At 71.1% G+C, this 23,272-nt stretch carries 22 protein-coding genes; 14 read left to right on the forward strand and 8 right to left on the reverse strand.

What is annotated here, in order from left to right:
- Positions 1-73: 73 nt before the first annotated feature.
- A complete protein-coding gene (locus ACFC0G_RS30160) occupies positions 74-1,420 on the reverse strand; it encodes a nicotinate phosphoribosyltransferase (RefSeq protein ID WP_376409069.1) in 1,347 nt (448 codons plus the stop codon).
- A gap of 96 nt (positions 1,421-1,516) precedes the next feature.
- Positions 1,517-2,167 carry an HdeD family acid-resistance protein gene (locus ACFC0G_RS30165; protein ID WP_376409072.1) on the reverse strand — a complete coding sequence of 217 codons (651 nt, stop codon included), beginning with the start codon at positions 2,165-2,167 and terminating at the stop codon, positions 1,517-1,519.
- A 204-nt stretch (positions 2,168-2,371) separates the two neighbouring features.
- Here ACFC0G_RS30165 and ACFC0G_RS30170 point away from each other — a divergent pair, with 204 nt between their 5' ends.
- The 3 genes from ACFC0G_RS30170 to ACFC0G_RS30180 all read left to right on the forward strand — a co-directional run bounded on the left by ACFC0G_RS30170 (position 2,372) and on the right by ACFC0G_RS30180 (position 5,184).
- A complete protein-coding gene (locus ACFC0G_RS30170) occupies positions 2,372-2,557 on the forward strand; it encodes a CsbD family protein (RefSeq protein ID WP_376409075.1) in 186 nt (61 codons plus the stop codon).
- 474 nt (positions 2,558-3,031) lie between these two features.
- A complete protein-coding gene (gene uppS / locus ACFC0G_RS30175) occupies positions 3,032-3,718 on the forward strand; it encodes a polyprenyl diphosphate synthase (RefSeq protein WP_376409402.1) in 687 nt (228 codons plus the stop codon).
- The gene (locus tag ACFC0G_RS30180) at positions 3,715-5,184 is read left to right on the forward strand and encodes an oxygenase MpaB family protein (RefSeq protein ID WP_376409078.1); all 1,470 of its coding nucleotides are present in this window, start codon (positions 3,715-3,717) and stop codon (positions 5,182-5,184) included. The genes uppS and ACFC0G_RS30180 overlap by 4 nt, the downstream gene beginning before the upstream one ends.
- Before the next feature lie 57 nt (positions 5,185-5,241).
- On the opposite strand, the gene ACFC0G_RS30185 is transcribed toward ACFC0G_RS30180, so the two are convergent.
- On the reverse strand, positions 5,242-6,516 hold the full coding sequence (locus ACFC0G_RS30185) for an MFS transporter (RefSeq protein ID WP_376409081.1): 1,275 nt from the start codon (positions 6,514-6,516) through the stop codon (positions 5,242-5,244).
- A gap of 186 nt (positions 6,517-6,702) precedes the next feature.
- Between ACFC0G_RS30185 and ACFC0G_RS30190 the strand changes: the two genes are divergently transcribed.
- The 5 genes from ACFC0G_RS30190 (at position 6,703) to ACFC0G_RS30210 (ending at position 10,243) form a co-directional block, all read left to right on the forward strand.
- Positions 6,703-6,843, forward strand: coding sequence for a hypothetical protein (locus ACFC0G_RS30190; RefSeq protein WP_376409084.1), 141 nt, complete (start codon positions 6,703-6,705; stop codon positions 6,841-6,843).
- Positions 6,844-6,927: 84 nt separating this feature from the next.
- Entirely contained in the window at positions 6,928-8,316 is a 1,389-nt protein-coding gene (locus ACFC0G_RS30195) for a rhodanese-like domain-containing protein (protein WP_376409087.1), read from the forward strand.
- A gap of 107 nt (positions 8,317-8,423) precedes the next feature.
- Positions 8,424-9,005 (forward strand): rhodanese-like domain-containing protein, encoded by a 582-nt coding sequence (locus ACFC0G_RS30200; RefSeq protein ID WP_376409089.1) that lies wholly within the window; start codon positions 8,424-8,426, stop codon positions 9,003-9,005.
- Complete coding sequence (locus tag ACFC0G_RS30205; protein ID WP_376409092.1) at positions 9,002-9,922, forward strand: sulfite exporter TauE/SafE family protein; 921 nt, start codon at positions 9,002-9,004, stop codon at positions 9,920-9,922. Before ACFC0G_RS30200 ends, ACFC0G_RS30205 begins: the two co-directional genes overlap by 4 nt.
- Positions 9,923-10,000: 78 nt before the next feature.
- Positions 10,001-10,243, forward strand: coding sequence for a metal-sensitive transcriptional regulator (locus ACFC0G_RS30210; RefSeq protein ID WP_376409405.1), 243 nt, complete (start codon positions 10,001-10,003; stop codon positions 10,241-10,243).
- A 94-nt stretch (positions 10,244-10,337) separates the two neighbouring features.
- Here ACFC0G_RS30210 and ACFC0G_RS30215 read toward each other — a convergent pair whose 3' ends face one another.
- Positions 10,338-10,769 carry a protein phosphatase gene (locus ACFC0G_RS30215; protein WP_376409095.1) on the reverse strand — a complete coding sequence of 144 codons (432 nt, stop codon included), beginning with the start codon at positions 10,767-10,769 and terminating at the stop codon, positions 10,338-10,340.
- A 182-nt stretch (positions 10,770-10,951) separates the two neighbouring features.
- Between ACFC0G_RS30215 and ACFC0G_RS30220 the strand changes: the two genes are divergently transcribed.
- The 3 genes from ACFC0G_RS30220 (at position 10,952) to ACFC0G_RS30230 (ending at position 15,174) form a co-directional block, all read left to right on the forward strand.
- Positions 10,952-12,475: an MFS transporter gene (locus ACFC0G_RS30220; protein WP_376409408.1), complete on the forward strand. Its 1,524-nt coding sequence runs from the start codon at positions 10,952-10,954 to the stop codon at positions 12,473-12,475.
- Between the two features lie 429 nt (positions 12,476-12,904).
- Positions 12,905-14,371, forward strand: a complete 1,467-nt coding sequence (locus ACFC0G_RS30225; protein WP_376409098.1) for a globin domain-containing protein — start codon at positions 12,905-12,907, stop codon at positions 14,369-14,371.
- Between the two features lie 95 nt (positions 14,372-14,466).
- Positions 14,467-15,174 (forward strand): pyridoxamine 5'-phosphate oxidase family protein, encoded by a 708-nt coding sequence (locus ACFC0G_RS30230; protein ID WP_376409101.1) that lies wholly within the window; start codon positions 14,467-14,469, stop codon positions 15,172-15,174.
- A gap of 57 nt (positions 15,175-15,231) precedes the next feature.
- Here ACFC0G_RS30230 and ACFC0G_RS30235 read toward each other — a convergent pair whose 3' ends face one another.
- The 4 genes from ACFC0G_RS30235 to ACFC0G_RS30250 form a co-directional block, all read right to left on the reverse strand.
- The gene (locus ACFC0G_RS30235) at positions 15,232-16,062 is read right to left on the reverse strand and encodes a glycoside hydrolase domain-containing protein (RefSeq protein ID WP_376409104.1); all 831 of its coding nucleotides are present in this window, start codon (positions 16,060-16,062) and stop codon (positions 15,232-15,234) included.
- Positions 16,063-16,210: 148 nt separating this feature from the next.
- A complete protein-coding gene (locus ACFC0G_RS30240) occupies positions 16,211-17,095 on the reverse strand; it encodes a TIGR03619 family F420-dependent LLM class oxidoreductase (RefSeq protein WP_376409107.1) in 885 nt (294 codons plus the stop codon).
- 111 nt (positions 17,096-17,206) lie between these two features.
- A complete protein-coding gene (locus ACFC0G_RS30245; RefSeq protein ID WP_376409110.1) occupies positions 17,207-18,037 on the reverse strand; it encodes a DUF5995 family protein in 831 nt (276 codons plus the stop codon).
- A gap of 23 nt (positions 18,038-18,060) precedes the next feature.
- The gene (locus ACFC0G_RS30250; RefSeq protein WP_376409112.1) at positions 18,061-18,639 is read right to left on the reverse strand and encodes a hypothetical protein; all 579 of its coding nucleotides are present in this window, start codon (positions 18,637-18,639) and stop codon (positions 18,061-18,063) included.
- Between the two features lie 257 nt (positions 18,640-18,896).
- Here ACFC0G_RS30250 and ACFC0G_RS30255 point away from each other — a divergent pair, with 257 nt between their 5' ends.
- The 3 genes from ACFC0G_RS30255 to ACFC0G_RS30265 all read left to right on the forward strand — a co-directional run bounded on the left by ACFC0G_RS30255 (position 18,897) and on the right by ACFC0G_RS30265 (position 23,213).
- Positions 18,897-20,666, forward strand: coding sequence for an ABC transporter ATP-binding protein (locus ACFC0G_RS30255; RefSeq protein WP_376409115.1), 1,770 nt, complete (start codon positions 18,897-18,899; stop codon positions 20,664-20,666).
- A gap of 145 nt (positions 20,667-20,811) precedes the next feature.
- Entirely contained in the window at positions 20,812-21,369 is a 558-nt protein-coding gene (locus ACFC0G_RS30260) for a PadR family transcriptional regulator (RefSeq protein WP_376409118.1), read from the forward strand.
- A gap of 119 nt (positions 21,370-21,488) precedes the next feature.
- Positions 21,489-23,213, forward strand: a complete 1,725-nt coding sequence (locus ACFC0G_RS30265; RefSeq protein WP_376409121.1) for an acyl-CoA dehydrogenase family protein — start codon at positions 21,489-21,491, stop codon at positions 23,211-23,213.
- Positions 23,214-23,272 lie beyond the last annotated feature (59 nt).

Raw genomic sequence — 23,272 nt, forward strand, 5'->3', positions numbered from 1 at the left:
TTTTCGCCGCCTCGGCCCTCCGGGACCGGGACGGAGGGCCGCCGGCGCCGTTCCGCGCGTACGGGCGGCCACGTCATCCGGGCGCCGACCGCCCGGAGCCGGTCCACGCCTCGGTGCGATGGCGTACGACGGTCGTGAGGGCCGCGAGCCGGGTCGACACCGCGGGCGCCTGCGGCACCGGGCCTTCGATGCGCCGGGCAGCCTCCGGGAGCGCGGTGATGTCGGTCTCGCAGCGGGTACGGGAGGCCGTCAGGGTCGTGGGCGGTTCCGTGCGGAGCCCGCCGCGCATCACGGTCCGCAGCAGCGGTTCCGTGCCCTCGGGCGGCTCCTCGTTCCGCAGGCCGATGACGTCGTCGAGGCCGGGAGCACGGAAGACCTGCTTCGGGCCCGGAGCGGTCACCTTCGCCGCCGAGAGTTTCATGACGGGCCGGCCGTCGTACTCGACCAGCTTGTAGGCCGCGTCCAGGTACGGGGCGTCGGCGGCCGTGCCGACCTTCGTTCCCACGGCGTACGCGTCGATCGGTGCCCCTTCCCGTACGAGCCGGTCGACGCCGTACTCGTCCAGACCGCCGCTCGCGATGATCCGCACGTCCCGCAGCCCCGCCGCGTCGAGCGCGGCACGGGCCCGGTGGGCCTGGGCGCCCAGGTCGCCGCTGTCGAGACGGATCCCGCACTCCGGGCCGAGCCCGAGGTCCGCGAGCACGCGTGCGGCCGTCGCGACGCCGCGATCGGTGTCGTAGGTGTCGACGAGGAAGGTCACCGGGCCCGGATGGGTACGGGCGAAGGCGCGGAACGCCTGCTCCTCGGAGTCGAAGGCCTCGACGTACGAGTGGGCCATCGTGCCCGCCACCGGGATGCCGTACCGGCGCGCGGCGGCGACGTTGCTCGTACCGGCGAACCCCACCAGCGCGCACACGCGGGCCGCCTGGATGCCCGCCTCCGGACCGTGGGAGCGGCGCAGGGAGAAGTCCACCAGGGGCCGGCCGGCGCCGGCGAGCACGCACCGCGCCGCCTTCGACGCGACCGCCGTCTGATGACAGACGAGGGACAGCAGGTACGTCTCCACGAGCTGGGCCTGCGGCAGCGGTGCGGTGACCTCCAGGAGCGGCTCTCCGGCGAACACGAGCCGGCCCTCGGGCACGGCACGGACCTGGCCGTCGAAGGACAGACCGCGCAGCGGTGCGAGGTCCTCCACGGGCCGCCGCAGCACCTCCGCGAACTCCTCGACGTCGGAGCCGCTCACCCGGAAGCGGGAGAGGTAGTCCAGGGCAGGTTCGAGTCCCGCGGCGACGAGGAAGCCGCGCCCCGGCGGGAGGTCGCGCACGAAGAGACTGAAAGTCGCCGGTGCGCGCATGTCCTCCCGCAGGTACGAGAGCGCCATCGTGACCTCGTACAGGTCGGTGGTCGTCACCTGGGACATGCTTCGAGCATGCGCGGCGGATCCGCGACCCGCATCGGGAACGCCGACTCCACGACGGCCGGGAGCTTCACAGAGTCCCGGCCACGCCACCGGCACTCAGCCGGACGCGTCGTGGCCCGGGATGCCCGCCCTGCGCAGGGCCGACCGCCACGCCAAGGCGACCGCGGCTTCGGCCAGGCCCATGAGGACGAGCCACAGCCCGAGCAACCTGGTCAGGGCCCGGGCCGACTCCGCCGGAAGCGCCAGGACCACGATCCCCGCGACGATGCCGAGGGCCGCGAGGGCCATGACGATGCCGCGGTGCGGCATGTTCTTGGTGGCGATGGCGGAGTACAGGGTGACGACGCCGGACACCAGCCAGACGGAGCCGACGATCAGCGAGAGCGCGGCGATCGTCTGGAGCGGGTTCCTCAGGCACAGCACCCCGCCCAGGACACACAGGACGGCCACGATCAGGCCGGGCACGCGGTCGCCGCTGTCGCGGCCGAACACGGACACGAACCGGAACACGCCGATCACCAGCAGGTAGAGCCCGATGAGTACGGCCAGGATGTGCAGGGTCACGTCCGGCCAGACGAGCACGAGGATGCCCGGTACGAGTGTCGCCATCGCCGCGCCGAGGAGCCAGATCCAGGAACGGCCGAGTCGTGCGAGCTGGTCCGCCGGGTCGACCGCGGGACCGGTGAGCGCCTCGCCGGTCGTGTCCTCCGGTCCGGCACCGGGCGTGCTGCCCTGTGGCGTGGTCATGTGTCCTCCTCCTCCCGCTCGCCCGTCGTAAGAGGCGGGCCGCGCGAGGCTCCGATACAAGTCTGCACCCTTCGCGTGCCCGCCGCCTCACCTCGTGAGGAACGGGCAGGACGGGGCGCTGCCGCCGGGTTCGGCCGACGAGCACCGGGGGTCGACCGAACCTAGCGTGGAGGGTGGGAACCGATCGGACGGAGGATCGCGAGCATGAGCGACGCCATTGACAAGGCCAAGGGCAGGCTCAAAGAGATCGCCGGAAAGATCACCGGCCACGAGCGCCTTGAGGCCGAGGGCAGGACGGACCAGACGAAGGCCAAGCTCCGTCAGAAGGTGAACAGTGTTCGCCACCGGGCCGAAGGAATCATGGACTCGTTCAAGCGCGATCGCTCGTAGGACAGCACCGTTGTCGATCGGCATCGTCTTCCCCGCGAAGGCCCCGCCCGCAGGCCCGGTCGTCCCCGGCAGGAGAAGGGCCGGCCCCTGAGCGGGCACGAACGCACGCGCCAAGGGTGACAGTCACCCGTTTCCGCCGGTCAGGCCCTTTCACATAGTCAGACTCTCGGGAGGGAACGCGCCGGCGGAGCGCGGGCGAGGCGGGGGCGGCGAGACGGGGTGGGCGTGACCGAACGCGGGACGACTGGTCGTGCCGCTCCGGAGGGGACGGGGCCGGGCGTGACGGACCACGGCGTGTCGCGCGCACGCGGGGTGACGGAGGACCGGCCTGGCCGGCGACAGGGTGCCGAGGAGCCCGGCGGGCAGCAGCCGGACGACCGGCCGGGCCGGGAGCGGCGGATCGAAGGGCCCGGCGAGCAGCGCCGGGCCGACGGGCCGGCGACGCGTGTCGTGCCGCGGCACGTGGCCTGTGTGATGGACGGCAACGGCCGCTGGGCGCAGCAGCGTTCGCTGCCCCGCACGGCGGGCCACCGGGCCGCGGAGACCACCGTCATCGACATCATCGAGGCGGCCCGGGCGGCCGGCGTCGAGTGGCTCAGCCTGTATGCCTTCTCCACCGAGAACTGGAACCGCCCCGGCAGCGAGGTCGACTACCTGATGCGTCTGGTCCGCCGGGTCGTGCGCAAGCACGCGCCGCTGCTGCTCGCCCGCGGCATCCGCTGCCGCTTCCTCGGGGTCGCCGACTCGCGCATCCCCCGTGAGCTGGCCCGGGACTTCGACGACCTGACGACGCTGACGGCCGACAACCGGGGGATGACGCTCACGGTCGCCTTCGACCACGGCGGGCGCCGGGACATCGTCGAGGCCGCCAGGTCGCTGATCCGCAGCGGGACGCCCGCCGGCGAGGTGACCGAGCGGCTCTTCGCGGACCACCTGCCGTTCCCCGACACCCCCGACGTGGACCTCGTCATCCGTACCTCCGGCGAGCAGCGCATCTCCAACTTCATGCTCTGGCAGGTCGCCTACGCCGAGTGGATCTTCCCCGAGGCGCTCTGGCCGGACTTCCGGGCCCCCGACTTCCTCGCCTGCCTGCACACCTATCGGCGCCGCGACCGCCGCTTCGGCGGAGTGCCGCCCCGGACCAACGGAGACCCATCATGACGACCGCAACCACGGGAACGGGCGACGAAGCACCCCTGTTCGGCACGGAATCGCAGTTCCATGCCTTCTTCGACGACCCGCGCTGGGCGCTGGCGTTGATCCGGGCCACCGTACTGGAGGCCGCTCACCCGCAGATCGGTGCCGCACTCGTCGACAACTCCACCTTCGTCGCCCACCCCTGGCGCCGACTCCGCAACACCTTCCTCAGCATGCGGCGCATGTTCGACGCCGACCCGGAGGTACGCGAACGGGAGGCCGCCCGGCTCAACCGGCTGCACACCCGGATGAACGGCTCCGACTCCCGCGGCCGCGCCTACGACGCCATGGACCGCGCGACCCGCGCCTGGGTGATCGCCACCCTCTTCGAGAGCGCCGTCACCATGTGCCGGCTGAGCGGGCAGCCGCTCGACCAGGACACCATGGAACGCATGTACGCCGAGTACCGCGCGTTCCTCGCCGCGCTCGACGGCGACGCCGACGAACTCCCCGAGGACCTCCACGACTTCTGGCGGTACTTCGACAGGGTCGTCGAGAACGAACTGGAGAACACCGAGGCGGCCCGCGTCATCCTCTACCGGCTCTTCGACCACCTGCCCGCCCCGGCGCTGCTCGACGGCGCGCCGACGCTGTGGGCGGCCGGCCGGGCCGTCGCCGGTCCGCTCCTCGGCGCGATCACCGTCGCCTCGCTCCCCGAGCCGTACCGGCGCCGGGCCGGCCTGCCGGAGATGCCCGGAGCCCCGACCCTCATGCAGGGCGCCTACTTCGCCGCCGGGCTCGCCCGCTTCCTGCCCGCGGGCTGGATCAACGCCGAGAGCATCATCGACGTCCTCTCACTCCCGCCCGGCAGCGACGACCCCCGCGCCCGGACCGTGACCGCCCTGCGCGCCCGCATGAAGCGGGCATCGGCCCTGCTCCGCCTCCTCGCACCGCTGGGCGGCGACGCCGACCCGGCCCCGGGCCCGGCAGCATCGGAGGCCACGGGCGAGGGCCGACGCTCGGCGGAGGACTTCTTCCGCCGGGTGCTGGACCAGACCGGCGACGGCTACCTCGACTGGCCCGACCTCGCCGCCATGGCCCGCGAACTCTCCACCCGCCTCGACCTGGACGAACCCGAGGAGACCCGGCTCTACGACGCCTTCGCCGCATGGTGGCGCGAGCTCCAGGCCGCCCTCGACACGGACGGCGACGGCCGCATCAGCCCCGACGAGTACGCCGCCTCCGTCCCCTCCCTCGCCGGACCCGCGCTCATCCGCGTCGCCGAGGTCCTCTTCGACGCCACCGACAAGGACGGCAGCGGAACCATCGACGCGGACGAGTACCGGACCCTCTTCCGCACCGCCTTCCACCGCGACCTCACGGCCACCGACGGCGCCTACGGCCGGAGCGCCTTCGTGGGCGACTTCCTCTCCTTCATGTCGGGCCGCCGGACGAGCACCCCGTACGACCCCCTCCTGGCCGACGCCTGACCGATGTCTGACCGACGCCTGAGGCGCTTCGTAGGGATCGTCAGGAGTGCCTGGGGGTCAGAGCTGTCGAGGGCGGTCGGTCATCCAGCGGGCGGCGAGGAGGCCCGAGATCGCGGTGAGCACGGCGGCGGCGAGGACCGTGGCGTCCAGGCCCAGCGCGTCGGCGAGGACACCCGCCAGCAGGGCGCCGGCCGCGTAGCCGATGTCGCGCCAGAACCGGTACGTGCCCAGGGCGTGGGCCCGCCAGGAGGGGTGGGCGTGGTCGGAGACGGAGGCGATGAGCGCCGGATAGACCAGCGCGGTGCCGAGGCCCAGGCCGACGGCGGAGAGGACCCCGGCGAGGAGCGGGCGGTCGAGGAGCACGAGGGTGAGCAGGAGCGCCGCCGCCTGGACGAGCATGCCCGTCACGACGAGCGGCTTGCGGCCGATCCGGTCGGCGAGGTGGCCGGCCGGGATCTGGCCGATGCCCCACAGCAGCGGGTAGAGCCCCTTGATCAGGCCGATCGCAGCGACGCCGAGGCCGTGGTCGGCGAAGAGGAGCGGGAAGACGCCCCAGGTCAGGCCGTCGTTGAGATTGTTGACCAGGCCTGCCTGGCCGGCACCGCGCAGGGACCGGTCGCGCCATGACGTACGGGCGAAGGTCTCCGTGAAGGACGGCCTGCCGTCCTTGCCGCCCTCGGGCGCCGGGTGGCGGGCGAGTTCGAGGGCGAGGTGGGCGGCGGTGTCCTTGGCCAGGAGGGACAGGCCGAGACCGGCGGCGAGGAAGACGACGCCGATGAGCTCGGGGGCGGGGCGCAGCCCGTACCGGGTGGCGAGGTAGCCGGTGAGCAGGGCCGTGGCGCCGACCGCGACGTAGCCGGCGGCCTCGTTGAGGCCGGTGGCGAGTCCCCGGCGGGCGGGCCCCACCAGGTCGATCTTCATGTTGACGGTCATCGACCACGTCAGGCCCTGGTTGACGCCGAGCAGGACGTTCGCGGCGACGATCCACCACCACGAAGGCGCCCAGGCGAGGAGGAACGGCACGGGTGCGCCGATCAGCCAGCCGGCCAGCAGGAGCTGCCTGCGCCGGAAACGGGCGGTGAGCACACCGGCTGCGAGGTTCGTCAGGGCCTTGGCGAGGCCGAAGGCGACGATGAACGAGAAGACGGCCAGGTTCCCGGTGAGGCCGAAGACCTCGGTGCCGATCAGGGGGACCGTCGTCCGCTCCAGACCGACGAGCGCCCCGACCGCCGCCGTGACGACGACGAGCAGGCCGAACTGCGCCCTGTTCTCCCGAAGGCCCAGCCGCACGGTGTCCTGCGGGGGCTGCGCCGTCGTGGTCCCTTGTGTCATCCCGATGTTCCATCCGTTCTCATATCCACAGGTCACCATACCCCCATGGGTATTTTCATCTATGCCCCCGTGAAGGGTTCGGGCTGTGACGTGCGATACCCCAGGGGGTATTTGACTTCCCCTGGTGCCCCTGCCTACAGTCGGCGGCATAAGTACCCCGGGGGGTATCCGAAAGAGTGATCTTCCATGCGTGAAGTGGATCTGGACGTCTTCGCGACCGACCTGGCGGAGGGAGCCTTCGCCGTCGACGTACGCGAACCGGACGACTCCGGACGGGCCCGCACCGGCCGCCCGATCGTGTGCGGAACGGACGCCCGGGCCGCCTGAACGGCCGGCCGCCCACCCCCACCTCGCTTCATCCCGTCTCGCGGGGCTCCGCTCCGCGCCCTGCTCTCCGTCGAAAGGTTCGCCGTGTTCTTCGCCCAGTACTACCTCGACTGCCTGTCCCAGGCGTCGTACATGATCGCCGACGAGACGACCGGGCAGGCTGTCGTCGTCGACCCGCGCCGGGACGTCTCGGAGTACCTCGCCGATGCGCGGGCACACGGTTTCACCGTGGTCGGCGTGATCAACACCCACTTCCACGCGGACTTCGTCGCCGGACACCTGGAGATGGCCGACGAGACGGGCGCGTGGATCGGCTACGGCTCGCGGGCGGAGACCGAGTACCCGGTCCGGCACCTCGCCGAGGGCGAGCGGATCACGCTGGGCGAGGTGGTGCTGGAGGTCATGGAGACCCCCGGGCACACCCCGGAGTCGATCAGCGTCCTCGTCTACGAGCGCGCCGGCGACACCGTTCCGTACGGTGTCCTGACGGGTGACGCGCTGTTCATCGGCGACGTGGGCCGCCCCGACCTGCTCGCCTCGGTGGGCGTGACGGCCGAGGAACTGGGCGGCATGCTCCACGACAGTGTCCAGAACAAGCTGATGGGCCTCGCGGACGAGGTCCGGGTCTTCCCCGCGCACGGCGCCGGGTCGGCCTGCGGCAAGAACCTGTCCACCGAGAAGCACTCCACCATCGGTGAGCAGCGCGCGACCAACTACGCCTGCGCCCCGATGAGTCGGGAGGCCTTCGTCGCGCTGGTCACCGCGGGCCAGTCCGCGGCTCCGGGCTACTTCGCCTACGACGCCGACCTCAACCGCAAGGAGCGCCCGCTGTACGACGGGGCCTCGGCCTCCCGTCCGCTGTCCCTGGAGGAGTTCGCCGGGCTACGGGCCGGTGGCGCGGTGGTGGTCGACGCGCGTGACCCGCAGGAGTTCGCGGCCGGTCACCTGTCCGGCGCGGTGAACGTGCCGGCCGACGGCCGGTTCGCCGAGCAGGCCGGCACCGTCCTGGACCCGGCGGAGGAACTGGTGGTGATGGCGCCGCAGAACCGTGAGGTGGAGGTCGTCACCCGTCTCGCCCGCATCGGCTTCGACCGCGTCGTGGGCTACGTCCGCAACCCCGAGGACGCCCTGCGGGTGATGGAGGCCGAGGTCGCCCCGGCCGGCCGCCTCACCGCCGCGCACCTGAAGACCGCCCTCGCCGGGGCCAACCCGCCGCTCGTGGTGGACGTCCGTACCTGCGGCGAGCGCGAGGCCAACGGCTTCATCCCCGAGGCCCTGCACATCCCACTGAGCGAACTGCCCTCCCGGGTAGGCGAACTTCCCACCGACCGGCCCCTGGTCCTGCACTGCGCGGGCGGCCACCGCTCCTCCATCGCCGCCAGCCTCCTCCGTCACCGCGGCATCGAGGACGTCTCCGACATCCTGGGCGGTTACGCGGCCTGGGCCCTGGCGACCGGGTCCGTCAAGGTCTGAGCGCGCCCGCCCGTCCACGAACCGCCGGCCGTCACGACCGTCCACGAACCGCCGGCCGTCACGGCCCTTTGCATACCCCCACCCGTATACACCTTCCGGAGTCCCGCATGAGCGCCGAGCGCACCGTCCAGTCGATCACCCCCGCCGTCCTGCACCGTCTCGTCCAGGAGGGCCACGCCCCGCGCCTGCTCGATGTGCGCACCCCGGGCGAGTTCCGCACCTCCCACATCCCCGGCTCGTACAACGTGCCTCTGAGCACCTTGCGCGAGCACCGCGCGGAGCTGCGTTCGCACCTGGACGAGGAGGTCGTGCTCGTCTGCCGCTCCGGGCAGCGCGCGAAGGAGGCCGAGCAGGCCCTCGCTCAGGCCGGTCTGCCCAACCTCCGCGTCCTGGAGGGTGGCATCACCGCCTGGGAGGCGGCGAGCGCGCCCGTGAAGCGGGGACCCCAGCGGTGGGACATGGAGCGCCAGGTCCGCCTTGTCGCGGGCTCGGTCGTGCTGGCCACCGGCCTCATCGGCATCGCGGTCCCCGGCGTCCACCTCGTCGGGACGGCGATCGGCGCCGGCCTGACCTACGCCGCGCTGAGCAACTCCTGTGCCATGGGCGTGCTGCTCTCCAAGCTCCCCTACAACCGCGGCCCGCGCACCGACATCCGTACCGTCATCACGGAGCTGCGGAGCGCGTCGTGACCGCCCTGATCATCGCGGCCTCCCTCCTCATCGGCGTCAGCCTCGGCATCCTCGGCGGCGGAGGCTCCATCCTCACCGTCCCGATCCTGGTCTACCTCGCCGGGCAGGAGACCAAGGAGGCCATCGCCACCTCCCTGTTCGTCGTCGGCGTCACCAGCCTCGCCGCCCTGATCCCGCACGCCCGCGCCCACCGGGTCCGCTGGAAGACCGGACTGCTCTTCGGCGCCTTCAGCATGGCCGGCGCCTACGCCGGGGGCCGCCTCGCCGAGTACATCCCCGGCACCGTCCTGCTCGTCGCGTTCGCCCTGATGATGCTGGCCACGGCCTTCGCCATGCTCCGCAAGCCCCGCGACGGACGCGAACGCGCCCGACCCGCCCGGCCCGCCGGCAAGGATCTGCCGCTGAAGCACATCGCCGTCGAGGGCCTCGTCGTCGGTACGGTGACCGGCCTGGTCGGCTCCGGCGGCGGATTCCTCGTCGTCCCGGCCCTGGCCATCCTCGGCGGACTGCCGATGGGCATCGCGGTCGGCACCTCGCTCCTGGTCATCGCGATGAAGTCCTTCGCCGGCCTCGCCGGTCACCTCTCCGGCGTCTCCATCGACTGGGGCATCGCCGCGACCGTGACCGCGGCGGCCGTGATCGGCAGCCTGGTCGGCGCCCGCCTCGCGGGTCGCATCCCGCAGGACGCGCTGCGCAAGGCGTTCGGCTGGTTCGTCGTGGTCATGGGCGTCTTCGTCCTCGCCCAGCAGCTCGACACCGTGGTGTGGACCCACCCCGCCACCTGGGCCGTGCTCGGAGCCGTGGGGACCGTCGCGGTCGCCGCCCGGATGCGGCGGCGCTCACGGGCGCCGCACCGGGAACCGATAGCCGGTGCCCGTGCCCGTGCCCGTGCCGGTCAGGGCGCATCATCGAAGTGACGTAAGGACGCATGCCTCCAGGGGCGTGCAGGGTGGGGGTGAAGGAGGAGGAGTCCTGTGCAGGTGGACGAAGAAGCGATGAAGCCGGTCCTGAACCGTCTGCGACGGGCGCAGGGACAGCTGGCCGCCGTGATCGCGATGGTCGAGTCCGGCGGGGAGTGCGAGGACGTCGTCACTCAGCTCGCGGCCGTCTCCAAGGCCCTGGACCGGGCCGGGTTCAAGATCGTGGCGAGCGGAATGCGGCAGTGTCTCAGCGACGACTCCGGCACCCCGCCCATGACACAGGAGGAGCTGGAGAAGCTCTTCCTCACCCTCGCGTGACCCGTTCCGTCCCACCGGACGGAGCTTTCCCGCACACGGCACCGGCGACCTGGACCGAGGTGAACCCGTCGCCGGCGCCGGCGAGTTGTCGTCGTCAGTCGGCGAAACGGAGAACGTAGCGCCTCTGCCAGGGGGTTTCGACGGCGCGGGGGTCGTAGTTCCGGCGCACGAAGTCCACTGCCCGGTCGGCGGGTACGCCGTCCAGGACGGCGAGACAGGCCAGGGCCGTGCCGGTTCGGCCACGGCCACCGCCACAGGCGATCTCGACGCGCTCGGTGTCGGCACGAGCCCATGCCTCGCCAAGGACGGCTCGGGCCTGGACGTGGCTGCTGGGCAGCCAGAAGTCCGGCCAGCGCAGCCACCGGACGTCCCAGGGGGCCTCGGGAGGCTGCCTGCCGAGCAGATGGACGGCGTAGGCAGGCGCCGGACCCGCCGGAACCGGACGGCGCAACGCGCGGCCACGGACCAGGCGCCCAGAGGGAAGCCGTAGGACACCGGTGTCAGTAGCCTTCCAGGTCTCGGTCACCCCCTCACCGTAGTCGCCGTGAGCCCGACGCCGCTCCGCCCCGGGCTGCGCGCGGCATGCGCGATGCCGCGGACGGGATCAGACTGGACAGAGTGAGCAGCCGGACAGAACCTGGTCCGCAGCCGTTCCCCGCGCAGCAGAAGGGCGGGCGGCTCCCGAACCAGACAGTTGCACTCGCGGCGATGATGTTCGCGGTGGCGATGACCTTCATCGACCAGACCATCGTCTCCATCGCCGCCCCCGACATCGTGCGCGAGCTGGGACTCTCCAGCTCGGGCATGCAGTGGGTGGTCAACGCCTACCTCCTCGCCCTCGCCGCGTTCTTCGCCCTCGGCGGCCGCCTGGCCGACCTGTACGGGCCACGCCGCATCGTCGTCATCGGCACCCTCGTCTTCGTCGTCGCGTCGGTCCTCTGCGGTTGCGTCCCCTCCGGCGACTACGCCCAGCCCTGGCTCATCACCTTCCGGGCCGTGCAGGGTCTCGGCGCGGCGCTGCTCTTCCCGGCCGCGCTGGCCGTGGTCGTGGCGGTGTTCCCCGTCGAACGGCGGGGCAGGGCCCTCGCCCTGTTCTTCGGGATCTCCGGAGCGCTGACCGCCGTCGGGCCGCTGCTCGGCGGCTGGCTCACGGCCTCGTGGACCTGGCGCGCCGTCTTCTGGGTCAACGTGCCGGTCGCGATCATCGCCCTGATCCTCACCGCCCTCGCGCACATCGCGGACAGCCGGCGCCCCGGAACCCTCGACGTGCCCGGCGCGGCCCTCGTCGCCGCCGGCATGGGCCTGAGCGTCCTCGGCTTCCAACAGGCGTGGTCATGGGGATGGGCGAGCTGGGCGACCTGGCTGTGCGTCGTCGGCGGCATCGCGATCCTGTACGTGTTCGTACGGTACGAGCGCGGCCTCCGCCACCCACTGATCGACCTGCGGGTCTTCCAGGACAAGGCGTTCAGGGTGGACACGGCCGTACTGTTCTTCGCGATGCTCGCCTTCGTGCCGGTGTTCTTCTTCTCCTCCGTCTACGCTCAGGTGTCCCTCAGCGCCTCTCCCAACCAGGCGGCGCTCTTCCTCCTGTACTTCTTCGTCGGCTTCGCCCTCGCCTCCCAGTGGGGCGGCCGGATCCTCGACAAACGGGGTGCGCGCCCCGCGCTGAAAGCGGGATCGATCCTCGGCGCGGTCGGCTTCGCCCTGTGGGCCGGCAAACTGACGACCCTGTCCATGCACGACCAATGGCCCTACGTGGCCCTCGCCGGCGCGGGAATCGGCTTCATCCTGGCCCCGGCGTCGACGGACGCGGTCAACCGCGCCATCGGCACCTCCTACGGCGAGGTCACCGGCATCACCCAGACCGTCCGCAACTACGCGGCGAGCGTCGGCCTGGCGGTGTTCGGCACCCTGTTGTCCCGGGCCATGACGGAGAACGTGACGGACACGCTCCGGGCGCGGGGCATCTCACCCGCCATCGCGGACCAGGTCGCCCGCGGCATCACCGACTCCGTCTCCGGCCACGGCGACGCCACCCCGCCGACCGGCACCGGCCAGGTCGCCGAGGCCACCCGCGACGCCATGTCGTCGATTCAGATGGACTTCGCCCAGGCCAACCAATGGGTCTTCTACGGCATGGCCGTCGCCCTCGCTCTTGGCTTCCTGTGCGCCCTGCGCCACCCGGGCGACCGCGCCGTCCCGAAGGCCCCGGACCCGAAACCTCCGGAGTGATGGCTCCACCTGAATGTGGAGAAAGTAAGGAATCCGCGCGCGCGGTGTGAGAGATTCGAGAGGCCCTGCTTCATTTCTGTCGGGAATTTCCTCATGAGTCTGTGGCCAACGGCTCGCCGTATCGCTCGAACTCGTCGGTAACTCATCGCAGATCCCGAGTCTTCCGCCCGCGCACCGCCTTGACCTGCTCAAATGCCGTGTCGCCGTGGCGGCTTAGGGGTCCGTTCATGAGTGCGTGCGGGCGGGGTATGGTCGAACTCGTTCGGATGTTCGGGTGCCGTCGCCCATCAAGTGCGGTGCGTGCCATCGGCTTTGAAAGCAGCTGAGGTGAAACGCCGGGAATTCCGATACGGAGAGGAAGAATGGGGCACACTCGGACCCCACGTACACAGACGACCGAAAGATGCTCGATCGAGGCGAGGCAAACCGATGGATGCTCCGAACCCTACGTCCGCCGGTGGCGACACGTCCGGCGACAGTCGGAGCGCCGGCTGGTTCGGAACGGACCCGCAGCATCACCGGAACGGGCAGCACGGCGGCCGAAGGGACGGTCACCAGGACGCCGAGGACGGCATGTCCGCCCGCCCCTTCACCCGAATACGCCTCGTGGGCAGCGGCGCCGACCGGAGCCGCACGGCACCCGAGTCACCCGCACAGGTGCCGGCTCAACGGCAGGGGGCGCCCCAGGCCGCCACCCCGACTCCGGCCCCGTCTCCGGCCCCGGCTCCACCTCCGACCCCGGCCCCGGCCCCGTCCCCGGCCCCGGAGGACACCTCCGACGCAGGGCTCCTGCGGCGCACCATGGCCGAGATCGAGCCGATCGCCGACAAGGTCACCTCGCACTTCTACGCCCTGCTGTTCCTCCGCCATCCCGACCTGCGGGCGCTCTTCCCCGCTGCCATGGACACCCAGCGCGACCGCCTCTTCAAGGCGCTGCTCACTGCCGCGACCCACGCGGACGACGCCGCGACCCTGGCCGCGTACCTGTCCCACCTGGGCCGCGGACACCGCAAGTACGGCACCCTTCCCGAGCACTATCCAGCCGTCGGCGAATGCCTCATCGGCGCGCTCTCCCGCTACGCCCCGCGGAGCTGGGGGCCCAGGACCGAGTCCGCCTGGGTGGCCGCCTACACCACGATCTCCCAGATCATGATCGACGCGGCGGCCGAGGACGCGCTGCGCGCCCCCGCCTCGTGGGCGGCGGAGGTGGTCGCCCATGACATGCGTACGCCCGACGTCGCCGTCGTGACGGTCCGGCCCGACCAGCCGTACCCCTTCCTCGCCGGGCAGTACACCGCTCTGGAGACCCCCTGGTGGCCGCGCGTCTGGCGGCACTACTCCTTCGCCGGGGCACCCCGCTCCGACGGCCTGCTCTCCTTCCACGTGAAGGCCGTGCCGGCGGGTTGGGTCTCCAACGCCCTCGTGCACCGCGCCCGCCCGGGGCACGTCATCCGGCTCGGTCCCCCCGCCGGATCCATGACCGTGGACCACACCACCGACAACGGGCTCCTGTGCCTCGGCGGCGGCACCGGCATCGCGCCCATCAAGGCCCTGGTCGAGGACGTGGCCCAGCACGGCCGCCGGCGCTCCGTCCAGGTGTTCTACGGAGCCCGCCGGGACCTCGACCTGTACGACATCGAGACCATGCTCCGGATGCAGCAGTCGCACCCCTGGCTCTCCGTCCGTCCGGTCGTCGACGAGGGCCCCCGCGGCGGCCTGGGCGCCCGGCTCCCGGAAGCCGTGTACGAGTACGGCCCGTGGCACACCTACGACGCGTACCTGTCGGGACCGCCCGGCATGATTCGCCGCGGCGTCGACACACTGGTGGACATCGGGATACCCGCCCACCGCATACGGCACGACTCCATCGAAGAACTGGTCGGGGCAAGGAATTGAGTGCATTCGAACGCGAACAGGGCGCGCTCCGGCAGGCGCCGCCGGTACGCACCACGCGCCCGGGGAGCGACGGCGAACATCGGGTCCAACAGCGCATGGGCACCACCGAACGCGCCGACAGGTTCTACGCCGACCAGGTCCTCGACCGGCTCAACACCCGGATGCGGGAGTTCGCGGCACGGCAGGAGATGTTCTTCCTGGCGACCGCCGACCGGCACGGCGAATGCGACAACACCTTCCGGGCCGGGCCGCCCGGATTTCTCCACGTCCTCGACGACCGGACCCTCGCCTACCCCGAGTACCGGGGCAACGGCGTCCAGGCCAGCCTCGGCAACATCGAGGAGAACCCCCACGTCGGCATCCTGATGATGGACTTCCTCCAGGACCGCATCGGCCTCCACGTGAACGGCACGGCGCGGGTCGTGGCCGACGACGAGATGCGCGGTACGCACGTCGGTCTCGCGTACGACCCCGTACCGGGCCGCCGGGCGCAGGTCTGGGTGGAGGTCGCCGTCGAGGAGGCGTACATCCACTGCGCCAAGCACATTCCCCACCTGCGGAAGGCGCCCCCACGCGACGCGGGCCGCGCGTGGGGGACGGACGACGTCAAGCGCAAGGGCGGCGACTTCTTCGGAGCCGCCGCCGAAGCGGCCGGGCGTGGCCCGTTCCTGCCCCCGCCCCACGCGGACGCGGCCGGCTGGCGCGCGGAGGCCGAAAGGGTACTGGAACGGGCCGAGCGGCCTCAGGCCGCGGCGAAGGAACCGACGTTCAGCGGCTGGTTCAGCAGAAGCGTCTCCGCCTGACCGGGACCCGCCGGCCGCCGAGCGGCTCATGAGGCACCGGGTCGGAACGGTCCACGGTCAGCCGACGAGGGCGACCGGGGCGTCCCAGGCGTTGCGGTCGACGGTGATGGTGTGACCGCCGCGGGTCTCCTTGCTGTTGGCCTTGTACTGGTGGCCGCGGCTGTGGTCGGTGTACAGCTTCGGGTCCCAGGGCCAGTCCTTGGTGGTGGTTTCCTGGCCGTTCCACAGGGCGTACCAGAGGTTGCCCGGCAGGTCCGTGCGGTTCGTGGCGGTGGCGATCGCCTTGGCGCTGGAGCTGCTGAAGCCGTAGAGGCCGGCGCGGTAGGTCTTGGCCCGCAGCGTCTTGGTGAAGGACCGCACGTAAGTGAGGGTGGCGTCGTTGCACGCCTTGTCGGCGATGTCGTACGACTCCATGTTGAGGTAGATCGGGCTGCCGGCCTTCATGCCGAGGGCGGAGGCCTTGGCGATCGCGTCGTTGGCGTTGGCGGCCCCGACCGAGGCCGCGGTGGCCGCGGTGAACCTCTCCTTGTTCCGGCTCTGCTGGCAGGGCGGCTGGGCGCCGACGTAGAGGGGGATGACCCGCCAGCCGAGCGTGTCGACCGACTTCACCCAGGACTTGGTCAGGTTGGGCTGGGCGCAGCCGCGGTTCTTGCCGCCGACGTAGACGGCGACGCCGCCGTAGTAGGCGTCCTTCTTCCACGCCTTCATCGCGGTGAGCGAGGGCGCCGTGCAGGCGTCGAACGCCCGGCCGGTGTAGGTCTTCTGCGCCGGCCACGCGGAGGCGGCCATCGAGGTCTGCGCCGCGATCCCGGCGCCGGCCACGACGACGACGGCGGTCGTGGCCAGGGCTATGTAGCGGCCCTTCTTGGACAACCGGTGCTTCGGCATTTCCCCACCCCATACATATGACGCTCTACGGATTCCCGCTCCGTCCACCGAAGCGCGATCACGATACCCGGTGGCACGGGGACTCCCACGGCCGGCCGGGACGACCGGAGGGGCCCGGCCCCGGCTGCCCGGAGCCCCTCCGCCGTGCTCAGCCCCGCAGCAGGCCCAGGACCTTGGCCCCGAGCTCCAGGGCCTCGCCGGGGGAGTCGACCGACCGCTGGAGGTCGACGAAGCAGCCGTCGGCGCCGGTGTCCCGCACGCCCGCGAGCACGGCGGCGATCGCGTCCGCCGTGTCGCCGGGAGCGGGGTTGTGCCGGATCTGCCGGCGCAGCGTCCCCGGGTCGCGGCCCGCCTCCTCGGCGGCTCGCCGCGCCACGTCCCACAGGCCCTCGGCCGCCCCCGGCGGCAGGACGGCGCCGACCCAGCCGGCCGCCCGGCGGCCGACCCGGCGCAGGGCGGCCGGGCCGAAGCCGCCGAGATAGACGGGCGGTCCCGCGGGCTGGACGGGGCGGAGGCCGACGTACGAGACGGGGATCGTCCAGTGAGGCCCCTCGTGGCCGAACTCCTCCTGGGTCCAGAAGCCGTGGAGGACGTCGAGCAGCTCGTCGAGGAGGGCGCCCCGCCGGCCGAAGTCGGCGCCGACGGCGGTGTACTCGTCCCGCAGCCAGCCGATACCGAGTCCGACGTCGAGGCGCCCGCCGCTGACCTGGTCGAGCGAGGTGAGGGAGCGGGCGAGCAGGACCGGCGGGTACCAGGGGCCGTTGAGGGTGCTCATGCCGAGCCGGGCGCGGGAAGTTGCGCCGGCGGCGACGGTGAGCACGGTCAACGGGTCGAGGAAGGTCTTGTACTGGTGCGGGTACGGGTTCTCCGGGGTGTGCCCCGGATACAGGTTGCTGGGGGCGACCGGGGTCAGGGCGCGGTCGCCGACCCAGAACGAGTCGAACCCGGCGTCCTCGGCGTCCCGCGCGAAGGCCGCGATGCGGTCGGCGCGGGCGTGGGTGCCGTACTGGGGCAGTGCGATGCCTATCTCCATGACCTCATCCTGGACAGCGGGACGGCCCGCGACACGAAGGGGTCGAGGTGTGACCCGAGACACGTCCCTGTCTTGGGGCGGGTGGGGGAGGCGAGGTCCGTCTTCGGCGTTCTACGCGAGGGGCGTATTCGCTGCGGGCCAGTGCCGACGATCGGGAATCAACCTGCGCAGGATCCACAAGCAGGCGCGCAGCTTCCGGTCGCCGGGGGAGCGGATTTCGGAGATGAGCGCGGCGGTGCTCCTGCCGATCGACCGCGACGCTTCCTCGGTCGAATCCGGGTCCAGGAGTCTGTCGCAGTTGAACCAGGCCAAGCTCCGTGCGACCCGGATCCCGTAATTGGTCAACAGTTCGTCACTTCGGGTGAACAGCTTGTCCAATGAGCTGAGTCCATGGAAGTACCTGGCCGCGAGGTCGTCCTGGACCCCGTCGATACAGGACGCCAGCACGTCGTTCATGCGGTGGAAGTCCGCGATGCGGCCGCGGTCGCCCGTGGACGTCGCCATGCGCCGCAATGCCTCCGGCAAGTCGTACGACATGTGCGCCATCATGGAGAAGAGCACGTCTTCCAGCATGTAGGAGCGCCGGACACTCGAAGCGGCGAAGACGTCCCGCCATGGCTGAGGGACGGAGTCCGGCAGATCACCGGGCCGAACCTCGTCCGCGGAGCCACCAGATCGTGCTGCCAGCCATGCGTCGATGCTGTCCATCGCGCTGAAGTAGGCCGCTGCGAGCGTCTCGCACAGCTCGGCGACCCACGGCGGGTCGTGGAACTCGGGGGTGCCCTTCTCCAGGCCGGTGGCGAGCGCCGTCGTGAGGCGGTAGTAGGTGTAGGCGAACGCGGCCCGGCGATCGCGTGCGGTGTCGTACTGCCTGACCCGGTCGGCAAGCAGTCCGGCGACCAGGGTGACCCTTTCGGCGGGGAGTGTGAACTCGGCGTTCATCGGGAGGAGGTTCCTGCCGTCCGCTAAGCCGGCGCGCTGATTCGGCGGGTGTCCTCGGTCGCCCTGCCCCAGTCGCACAGCAGTTCAGCGAAGATGCTCTGGCGGTCGGGGGCGACCTGATAGTCCCCGGTCCAGAGGGCTCCGAGCAACGGCATGCGGTAGGTCGCGGCCATCCCTTCGTCGCGGATCACCGCGGAGTAGGTGAAGGTCCGCGTGAACAGGCGCGGCAGAGGGCCGAGCCTCTCGTGCCCGTTCACAGTGACTCCGGTTCCGTCGCGGTGCAGTACGTACTGCTCTTTGAGGAGGTACAGGGTCACGCCGAACTTGGAGATCCTGACCACGTTGTCGGCCTGACCGAACTCGCCCTCGTCCGGCTTCGCCACGATGTTCGAGTCCTGACGTGGCGCACCGGTGAGCAGCTCGATGACGTGCATGGCGGCCACGAGCAGCTTGTTCGTGAACCCGATGCGGCTGCGCGAGAGGCGACGCCAAGAGGTGACGCGGAAGGTGGCCGTTCCCTGCCAGGTACCGGTCCCGATGTCGAGGTAGTAGACGCGATTGGGCGCGTTCGTGAGGTGTCGAGGGATGCCCTCGGGCTCCATTGTCACACTGTGTAGCATATCATTACACTCTGTGAGTGCCAGTCCTGGATGGCTGGTCGAGACCGGGTTCGGGACTGCCTCGCTCGCGCGGTCATGGGGCCTTGAGGCTCCGACCGCTTGTCGGTCGGCCGGGAAAAACCCTTGGACGGTGCGCGTGTCCGCGCGGAACACTGCCAGCCCTGTCCAGTTCGACACGACAAAGCAGGGTTGGGATGGGAACGCCTGAATCGCGCAAGAGTTCGCCAGGCAGGGGCCCCGTGCTCCTCGCACTTCGTTACTACGGAAAGGAGTTGGTCCGGCTCAAGCGGCAGACGGTGCCCGCGATGCTGCTTCCGGCGCTGGGCAACATCGGCATCTTCTACATCGCGCCGCTCGTCGTCGCGAAGCTCGTCGGTCGCATCGCGGGGGGCGCCGACGGCGGCATCGCCCCGATGCTTCCCTACGTCCTCGTCTTCGCCGGCGTGCTGCTTCTCGCCGAGACGCTGTGGCGCCTCGGACTGCACTGCCTGAACCGCCTCGACGCCCTCGGCATCGAGCACCTGTACGTCATCGGCATGGACGAGCTGTTCGCCAAGGACGCCGCCTTCTTCCACGACAACTTCGCCGGCTCGCTGACCAAGCGGGTCCTCAGTTTCGCCTCCCGCTTCGAGGAGTTCGTCGACACCCTCACCTTCTCGGTCATGGGCAAGCTGGTCCCCCTCGTGTTCGCGTCGGTGGTGCTGTGGACGTACGAACCCCTGCTCGTCGTCGGGCTCCTGGTGATGATCGCCGTGACGGCCCTGTGCGTACGGCCCCTGATCCGTCGCCGGCAGGCGCTCGTCGACCAGCGCGAGGAGGCCATCGCCCGGGTATCAGGCCACGTCGCCGACTCCCTGATGAACAGGGACACCGTCCGGTCCTTCGCCGCCGAACACCGCGAGGCCGCCGAACACCGCTCCCGTGTCGCCGAATCGCGGCGGCTCAGCCTGCGTTCGTGGGACTACGGCAACCTGCGCATCGACACCATGGTCGCGCCGATGTCCGTACTGACCAACGTCCTCGGACTGCTGCTCGCCCTCTCGCTCGGGGCGGGGGAGCACGGCGTCGAGGCGGTCGTCGTCGCCTTCACCTACTACTCCAACGCCACCCGGATCATGTTCGAGTTCAACCAGATCTACCGCCGCCTGGAAAGCTCGATGACCGAGGCCGCGCAGTTCACCGAACTGCTGCTGACCCCGCCGACCGTCACGGACCCGGCCGTGCCGGAGCCGCTCCTCGTCAAGGGCGCCGACGTGCGCTTCGAGAAGGTCGACTTCGCCCACGCGGGCGCGAAGCCGCTCTTCGAGCGCCTCGACCTGGCCGTGCCCAGCGGGGCGAAGGTCGGCTTCGTCGGCAGGTCCGGCGGCGGCAAGACGACGCTGACCCGGCTGCTGCTGCGGATGACGGACATCGACGGCGGCCGGATCACGATCGGCGGACAGGACATCAGCAGGCTGCGGCAGGCCGAACTGCGCAGCCTGATCGCCTACGTGCCGCAGGACCCGGCGATGTTCCACCGCACCCTGCGGGAGAACATCGCGTTCGCCCGGCCGGACGCCACCGACGCCGAGATCCGTCGTGCGGCCGAGGCGGCCCACGTCACGGAGTTCGTCCATGCGCTTCCCGACGGCTTCGACACGATGGTGGGCGAGCGCGGGGTGAAGCTGTCCGGCGGCCAGCGCCAGAGGGTCGCCCTCGCGCGGGCGATTCTGCGTGACGCGCCGATCCTGCTGCTCGACGAGGCGACCAGCGCCCTGGACTCCGAGAGCGAGGTCCTGGTCCAGGACGCGCTCTGGCGCCTCATGGACGGGAGGACCGCGCTCGTGGTCGCCCACCGGCTGAGCACGGTCGCGACCATGGACCAGCTCGTCGTCCTCGACCGCGGACGGATCGCCGAGCAGGGCACGCATCACGAGCTGCTCGCCGCGGAGGGCGCGTACGCGAAGTTGTGGCAGCACCAGTCGGGCGGCTTCCTCGACGACGACCCTGCGGGGGTCGGCCTGGCGTAGGAGGCGCCCGGAGTAGGACAGGGCGGATAGTCTCCCGGGCCTGCGAGGGGCCTGACCCGGCGTCCGCGCGGGGCCGGGGTGAGCCGCGTCTCAGCGGGCCCTGCCGGTCTTGCTATGCAACTCGTTGCATAGCAAGATCGGGCGCATGGCGCTCGACCACGCGATCCTCGTGTCCCTGCTCGAGAAGCCCGGATCCGGCTACGAGCTGGCCCGGCGCTTCGAGCGGTCCATCGGATACTTCTGGACCGCCACCCACCAGCAGATCTACCGCGTGCTCAAGCGCATGGAGAGCGACGGCTGGGTGGACGTCCGGGACGTGCCGCAGCAGGGGCGCCCGGACAAGAAGGAGTACTCCGTCGCCGGGCCCGGACGGGACGCGCTCTCCACGTGGCTGCACGAACCCATCGAGCCCGAGAGCGTGCGGCACGACCTCGCGGTGAAGATCCGGGGTGCCGCCTTCGACGATCCGGCCGCGCTGATCAGCGAGGTCCAGCGGCACCGACAGGCCCACACGGAGCGGCTCGCCCACTATCTCGCGGGCGAGGCACGGGACTTCGGGGAGCCGCCGGAGAGCGGCCCGCTCGACGCCGAGCGGGAGCTCCAGCACGTCGTGCTGCGCGGCGGCGTCGCGTACGAGCGGATGATGATCGGCTGGCTCGACGACGTCCTCGCCACGCTGGGCCGGTTCCGCACAGGGCAGTGAACCGAGCCGCACGACCAGGTCTGTGTGACCTCCTTTGTGTGACCTCCCTCGTACGACCACACCCAGCACCACCACACCCCGCACCACCACCCTCATCCCGAGCCGGAAAGGCGGACCTCATGGCCGACCCGCTGCTGTTCAACCCGCACACCTACGACCCCGCGCACTTCGACCCGGAGACCCGCCGGCTCCTGCGCGCCACCGTCGACTGGTTCGAGGCGCGGGGCAAGCGCCGGATCATCGAGGACTACCGGACCCGGGCCTGGCTCGGCGACTTCCTCGCCTTCGCCGCCGAGGAAGGGCTCTTCGCGACCTTCCTGACGCCGTCCTCCGCCGCCGGTGAGCGCGACGGCGACAAGCGCTGGGACACCGCCCGCATCGCCGCCCTCAACGAGATCCTCGGTTTCTACGGCCTCGACTACTGGTACGCCTGGCAGGTCACCATCCTCGGTCTCGGCCCGGTCTGGCAGAGCGACAACGCTGCCGCCCGGGACCGCGCAGCCGAACTCCTCTCCCAGGGCGAGGTGTTCGCCTTCGGGCTCTCCGAGAAGTCCCACGGCGCCGACATCTACTCCACCGACATGCTCCTGGAGCCCGACGGCCAGGGCGGCTTCCGCGCCACCGGCTCCAAGTACTACATCGGCAACGGCAACGCGGCCGGGCTCGTCTCCGTCTTCGGCCGCCGGACCGACGTCGAGGGTCCCGACGCGTACGTCTTCTTCGCCGCCGACAGCCGCCACCCGGCGTACCACCTCGTCAAGAACGTCGTCGACTCCTCCAAGTACGTCAGCGAGTTCCGTCTGGAGGAGTACCCGGTCGCCGCCGAGGACGTCCTGCACACCGGTCGCGCCGCCTTCGACGCCGCCCTCAACACCGTCAACGTCGGCAAGTTCAACCTGTGCACCGCATCGATCGGCATCTGCGAGCACGCGATGTACGAGGCCGTCACGCACGCGCAGAACCGCATGCTGTACGGTCGGCCGGTCACCGCCTTCCCGCACGTGCGGCGCGAGTTGACCGACGCGTACGTCCGGCTCGTCGGCATGAAGCTGTTCAGCGACCGCGCCGTCGACTACTTCCGCACCGCGGGTCCCGACGACCGCCGCTACCTCCTCTTCAACCCGATGACGAAGATGAAGGTGACCACGGAGGGCGAGAAGGTCATCGACCTGATGTGGGACGTCATCGCGGCCAAGGGCTTCGAGAAGGACAACTACTTCGCCCAGGCGGCCGTGGAGATCCGCGGTCTGCCGAAGCTGGAGGGCACGGTCCACGTCAACCTGGCGCTGATCCTGAAGTTCATGCGCAACCACCTCCTCGACCCGGTCGCGTACGAGCCCGTGCCGAGCCGTCTGGACGCGGCCGACGACACGTTCCTCTTCCGCCAGGGGCCGGCCCGCGGCCTCGGCTCGGTACGGTTCCACGACTGGCGCGCGGCCTACGACGCGTACGCCCACCTGTCCAACGTGGCTCGCTTCCGCGAACAGGCCGACGCCCTCTGCGAGTTCGTGCTCAAGGCCGCACCCGACGAGAAGCAGAGCCGCGACCTCGACCTCCTCCTCGCCGTCGGCCAGCTCTTCGCCCTCGTCGTCCACGGGCAGCTGGTCCTGGAGCAGGCCGCCCTGACCGGTCTCGACGAGGACGTGCTGGACGAGTTGTTCGCCGTCCTCGTCCGCGACTTCTCCGCGCACGCGGTCGAGCTGCACGGCAAGGACTCGGCGACCGAGCCGCAGCAGCTCTGGGCGCTCGGCGCCGTCCGGCGCCCCGTCGTCGACGAGACGCGCTCGGAGCGCGTCTGGCAGCGCGTCGAGGCGCTGTCGGGTGCGTACGAGATGACGCCCTGATCTCGGTGTCGTGAGGGCTGTCTCCCGGGGCCTGCGCCCAGGCCCCGGAGGCGGCCTGG

The sequence above is a fragment of the Streptomyces sp. NPDC056169 genome (assembly GCF_042268445.1).
Classification (GTDB): domain Bacteria; phylum Actinomycetota; class Actinomycetes; order Streptomycetales; family Streptomycetaceae; genus Streptomyces.

Coding starts and splice junctions, on each gene's coding strand:
- ACFC0G_RS30160 (WP_376409069.1), bottom strand. CDS start 1,420: ATGTCCCAGGTGACGACCACCGACCTGTACGAGGTCACGATGGCGCTC.
- ACFC0G_RS30165 (WP_376409072.1), bottom strand. CDS start 2,167: ATGACCACGCCACAGGGCAGCACGCCCGGTGCCGGACCGGAGGACACG.
- ACFC0G_RS30170 (WP_376409075.1), top strand. CDS start 2,372: ATGAGCGACGCCATTGACAAGGCCAAGGGCAGGCTCAAAGAGATCGCC.
- uppS (WP_376409402.1), top strand. CDS start 3,032: ATGGACGGCAACGGCCGCTGGGCGCAGCAGCGTTCGCTGCCCCGCACG.
- ACFC0G_RS30180 (WP_376409078.1), top strand. CDS start 3,715: ATGACGACCGCAACCACGGGAACGGGCGACGAAGCACCCCTGTTCGGC.
- ACFC0G_RS30185 (WP_376409081.1), bottom strand. CDS start 6,516: ATGACACAAGGGACCACGACGGCGCAGCCCCCGCAGGACACCGTGCGG.
- ACFC0G_RS30190 (WP_376409084.1), top strand. CDS start 6,703: ATGCGTGAAGTGGATCTGGACGTCTTCGCGACCGACCTGGCGGAGGGA.
- ACFC0G_RS30200 (WP_376409089.1), top strand. CDS start 8,424: ATGAGCGCCGAGCGCACCGTCCAGTCGATCACCCCCGCCGTCCTGCAC.
- ACFC0G_RS30210 (WP_376409405.1), top strand. CDS start 10,001: ATGAAGCCGGTCCTGAACCGTCTGCGACGGGCGCAGGGACAGCTGGCC.
- ACFC0G_RS30220 (WP_376409408.1), top strand. CDS start 10,952: ATGATGTTCGCGGTGGCGATGACCTTCATCGACCAGACCATCGTCTCC.
- ACFC0G_RS30225 (WP_376409098.1), top strand. CDS start 12,905: ATGGATGCTCCGAACCCTACGTCCGCCGGTGGCGACACGTCCGGCGAC.
- ACFC0G_RS30230 (WP_376409101.1), top strand. CDS start 14,467: ATGGGCACCACCGAACGCGCCGACAGGTTCTACGCCGACCAGGTCCTC.
- ACFC0G_RS30235 (WP_376409104.1), bottom strand. CDS start 16,062: ATGCCGAAGCACCGGTTGTCCAAGAAGGGCCGCTACATAGCCCTGGCC.
- ACFC0G_RS30240 (WP_376409107.1), bottom strand. CDS start 17,095: ATGGAGATAGGCATCGCACTGCCCCAGTACGGCACCCACGCCCGCGCC.
- ACFC0G_RS30245 (WP_376409110.1), bottom strand. CDS start 18,037: ATGAACGCCGAGTTCACACTCCCCGCCGAAAGGGTCACCCTGGTCGCC.
- ACFC0G_RS30250 (WP_376409112.1), bottom strand. CDS start 18,639: ATGGAGCCCGAGGGCATCCCTCGACACCTCACGAACGCGCCCAATCGC.
- ACFC0G_RS30260 (WP_376409118.1), top strand. CDS start 20,812: ATGGCGCTCGACCACGCGATCCTCGTGTCCCTGCTCGAGAAGCCCGGA.
- ACFC0G_RS30265 (WP_376409121.1), top strand. CDS start 21,489: ATGGCCGACCCGCTGCTGTTCAACCCGCACACCTACGACCCCGCGCAC.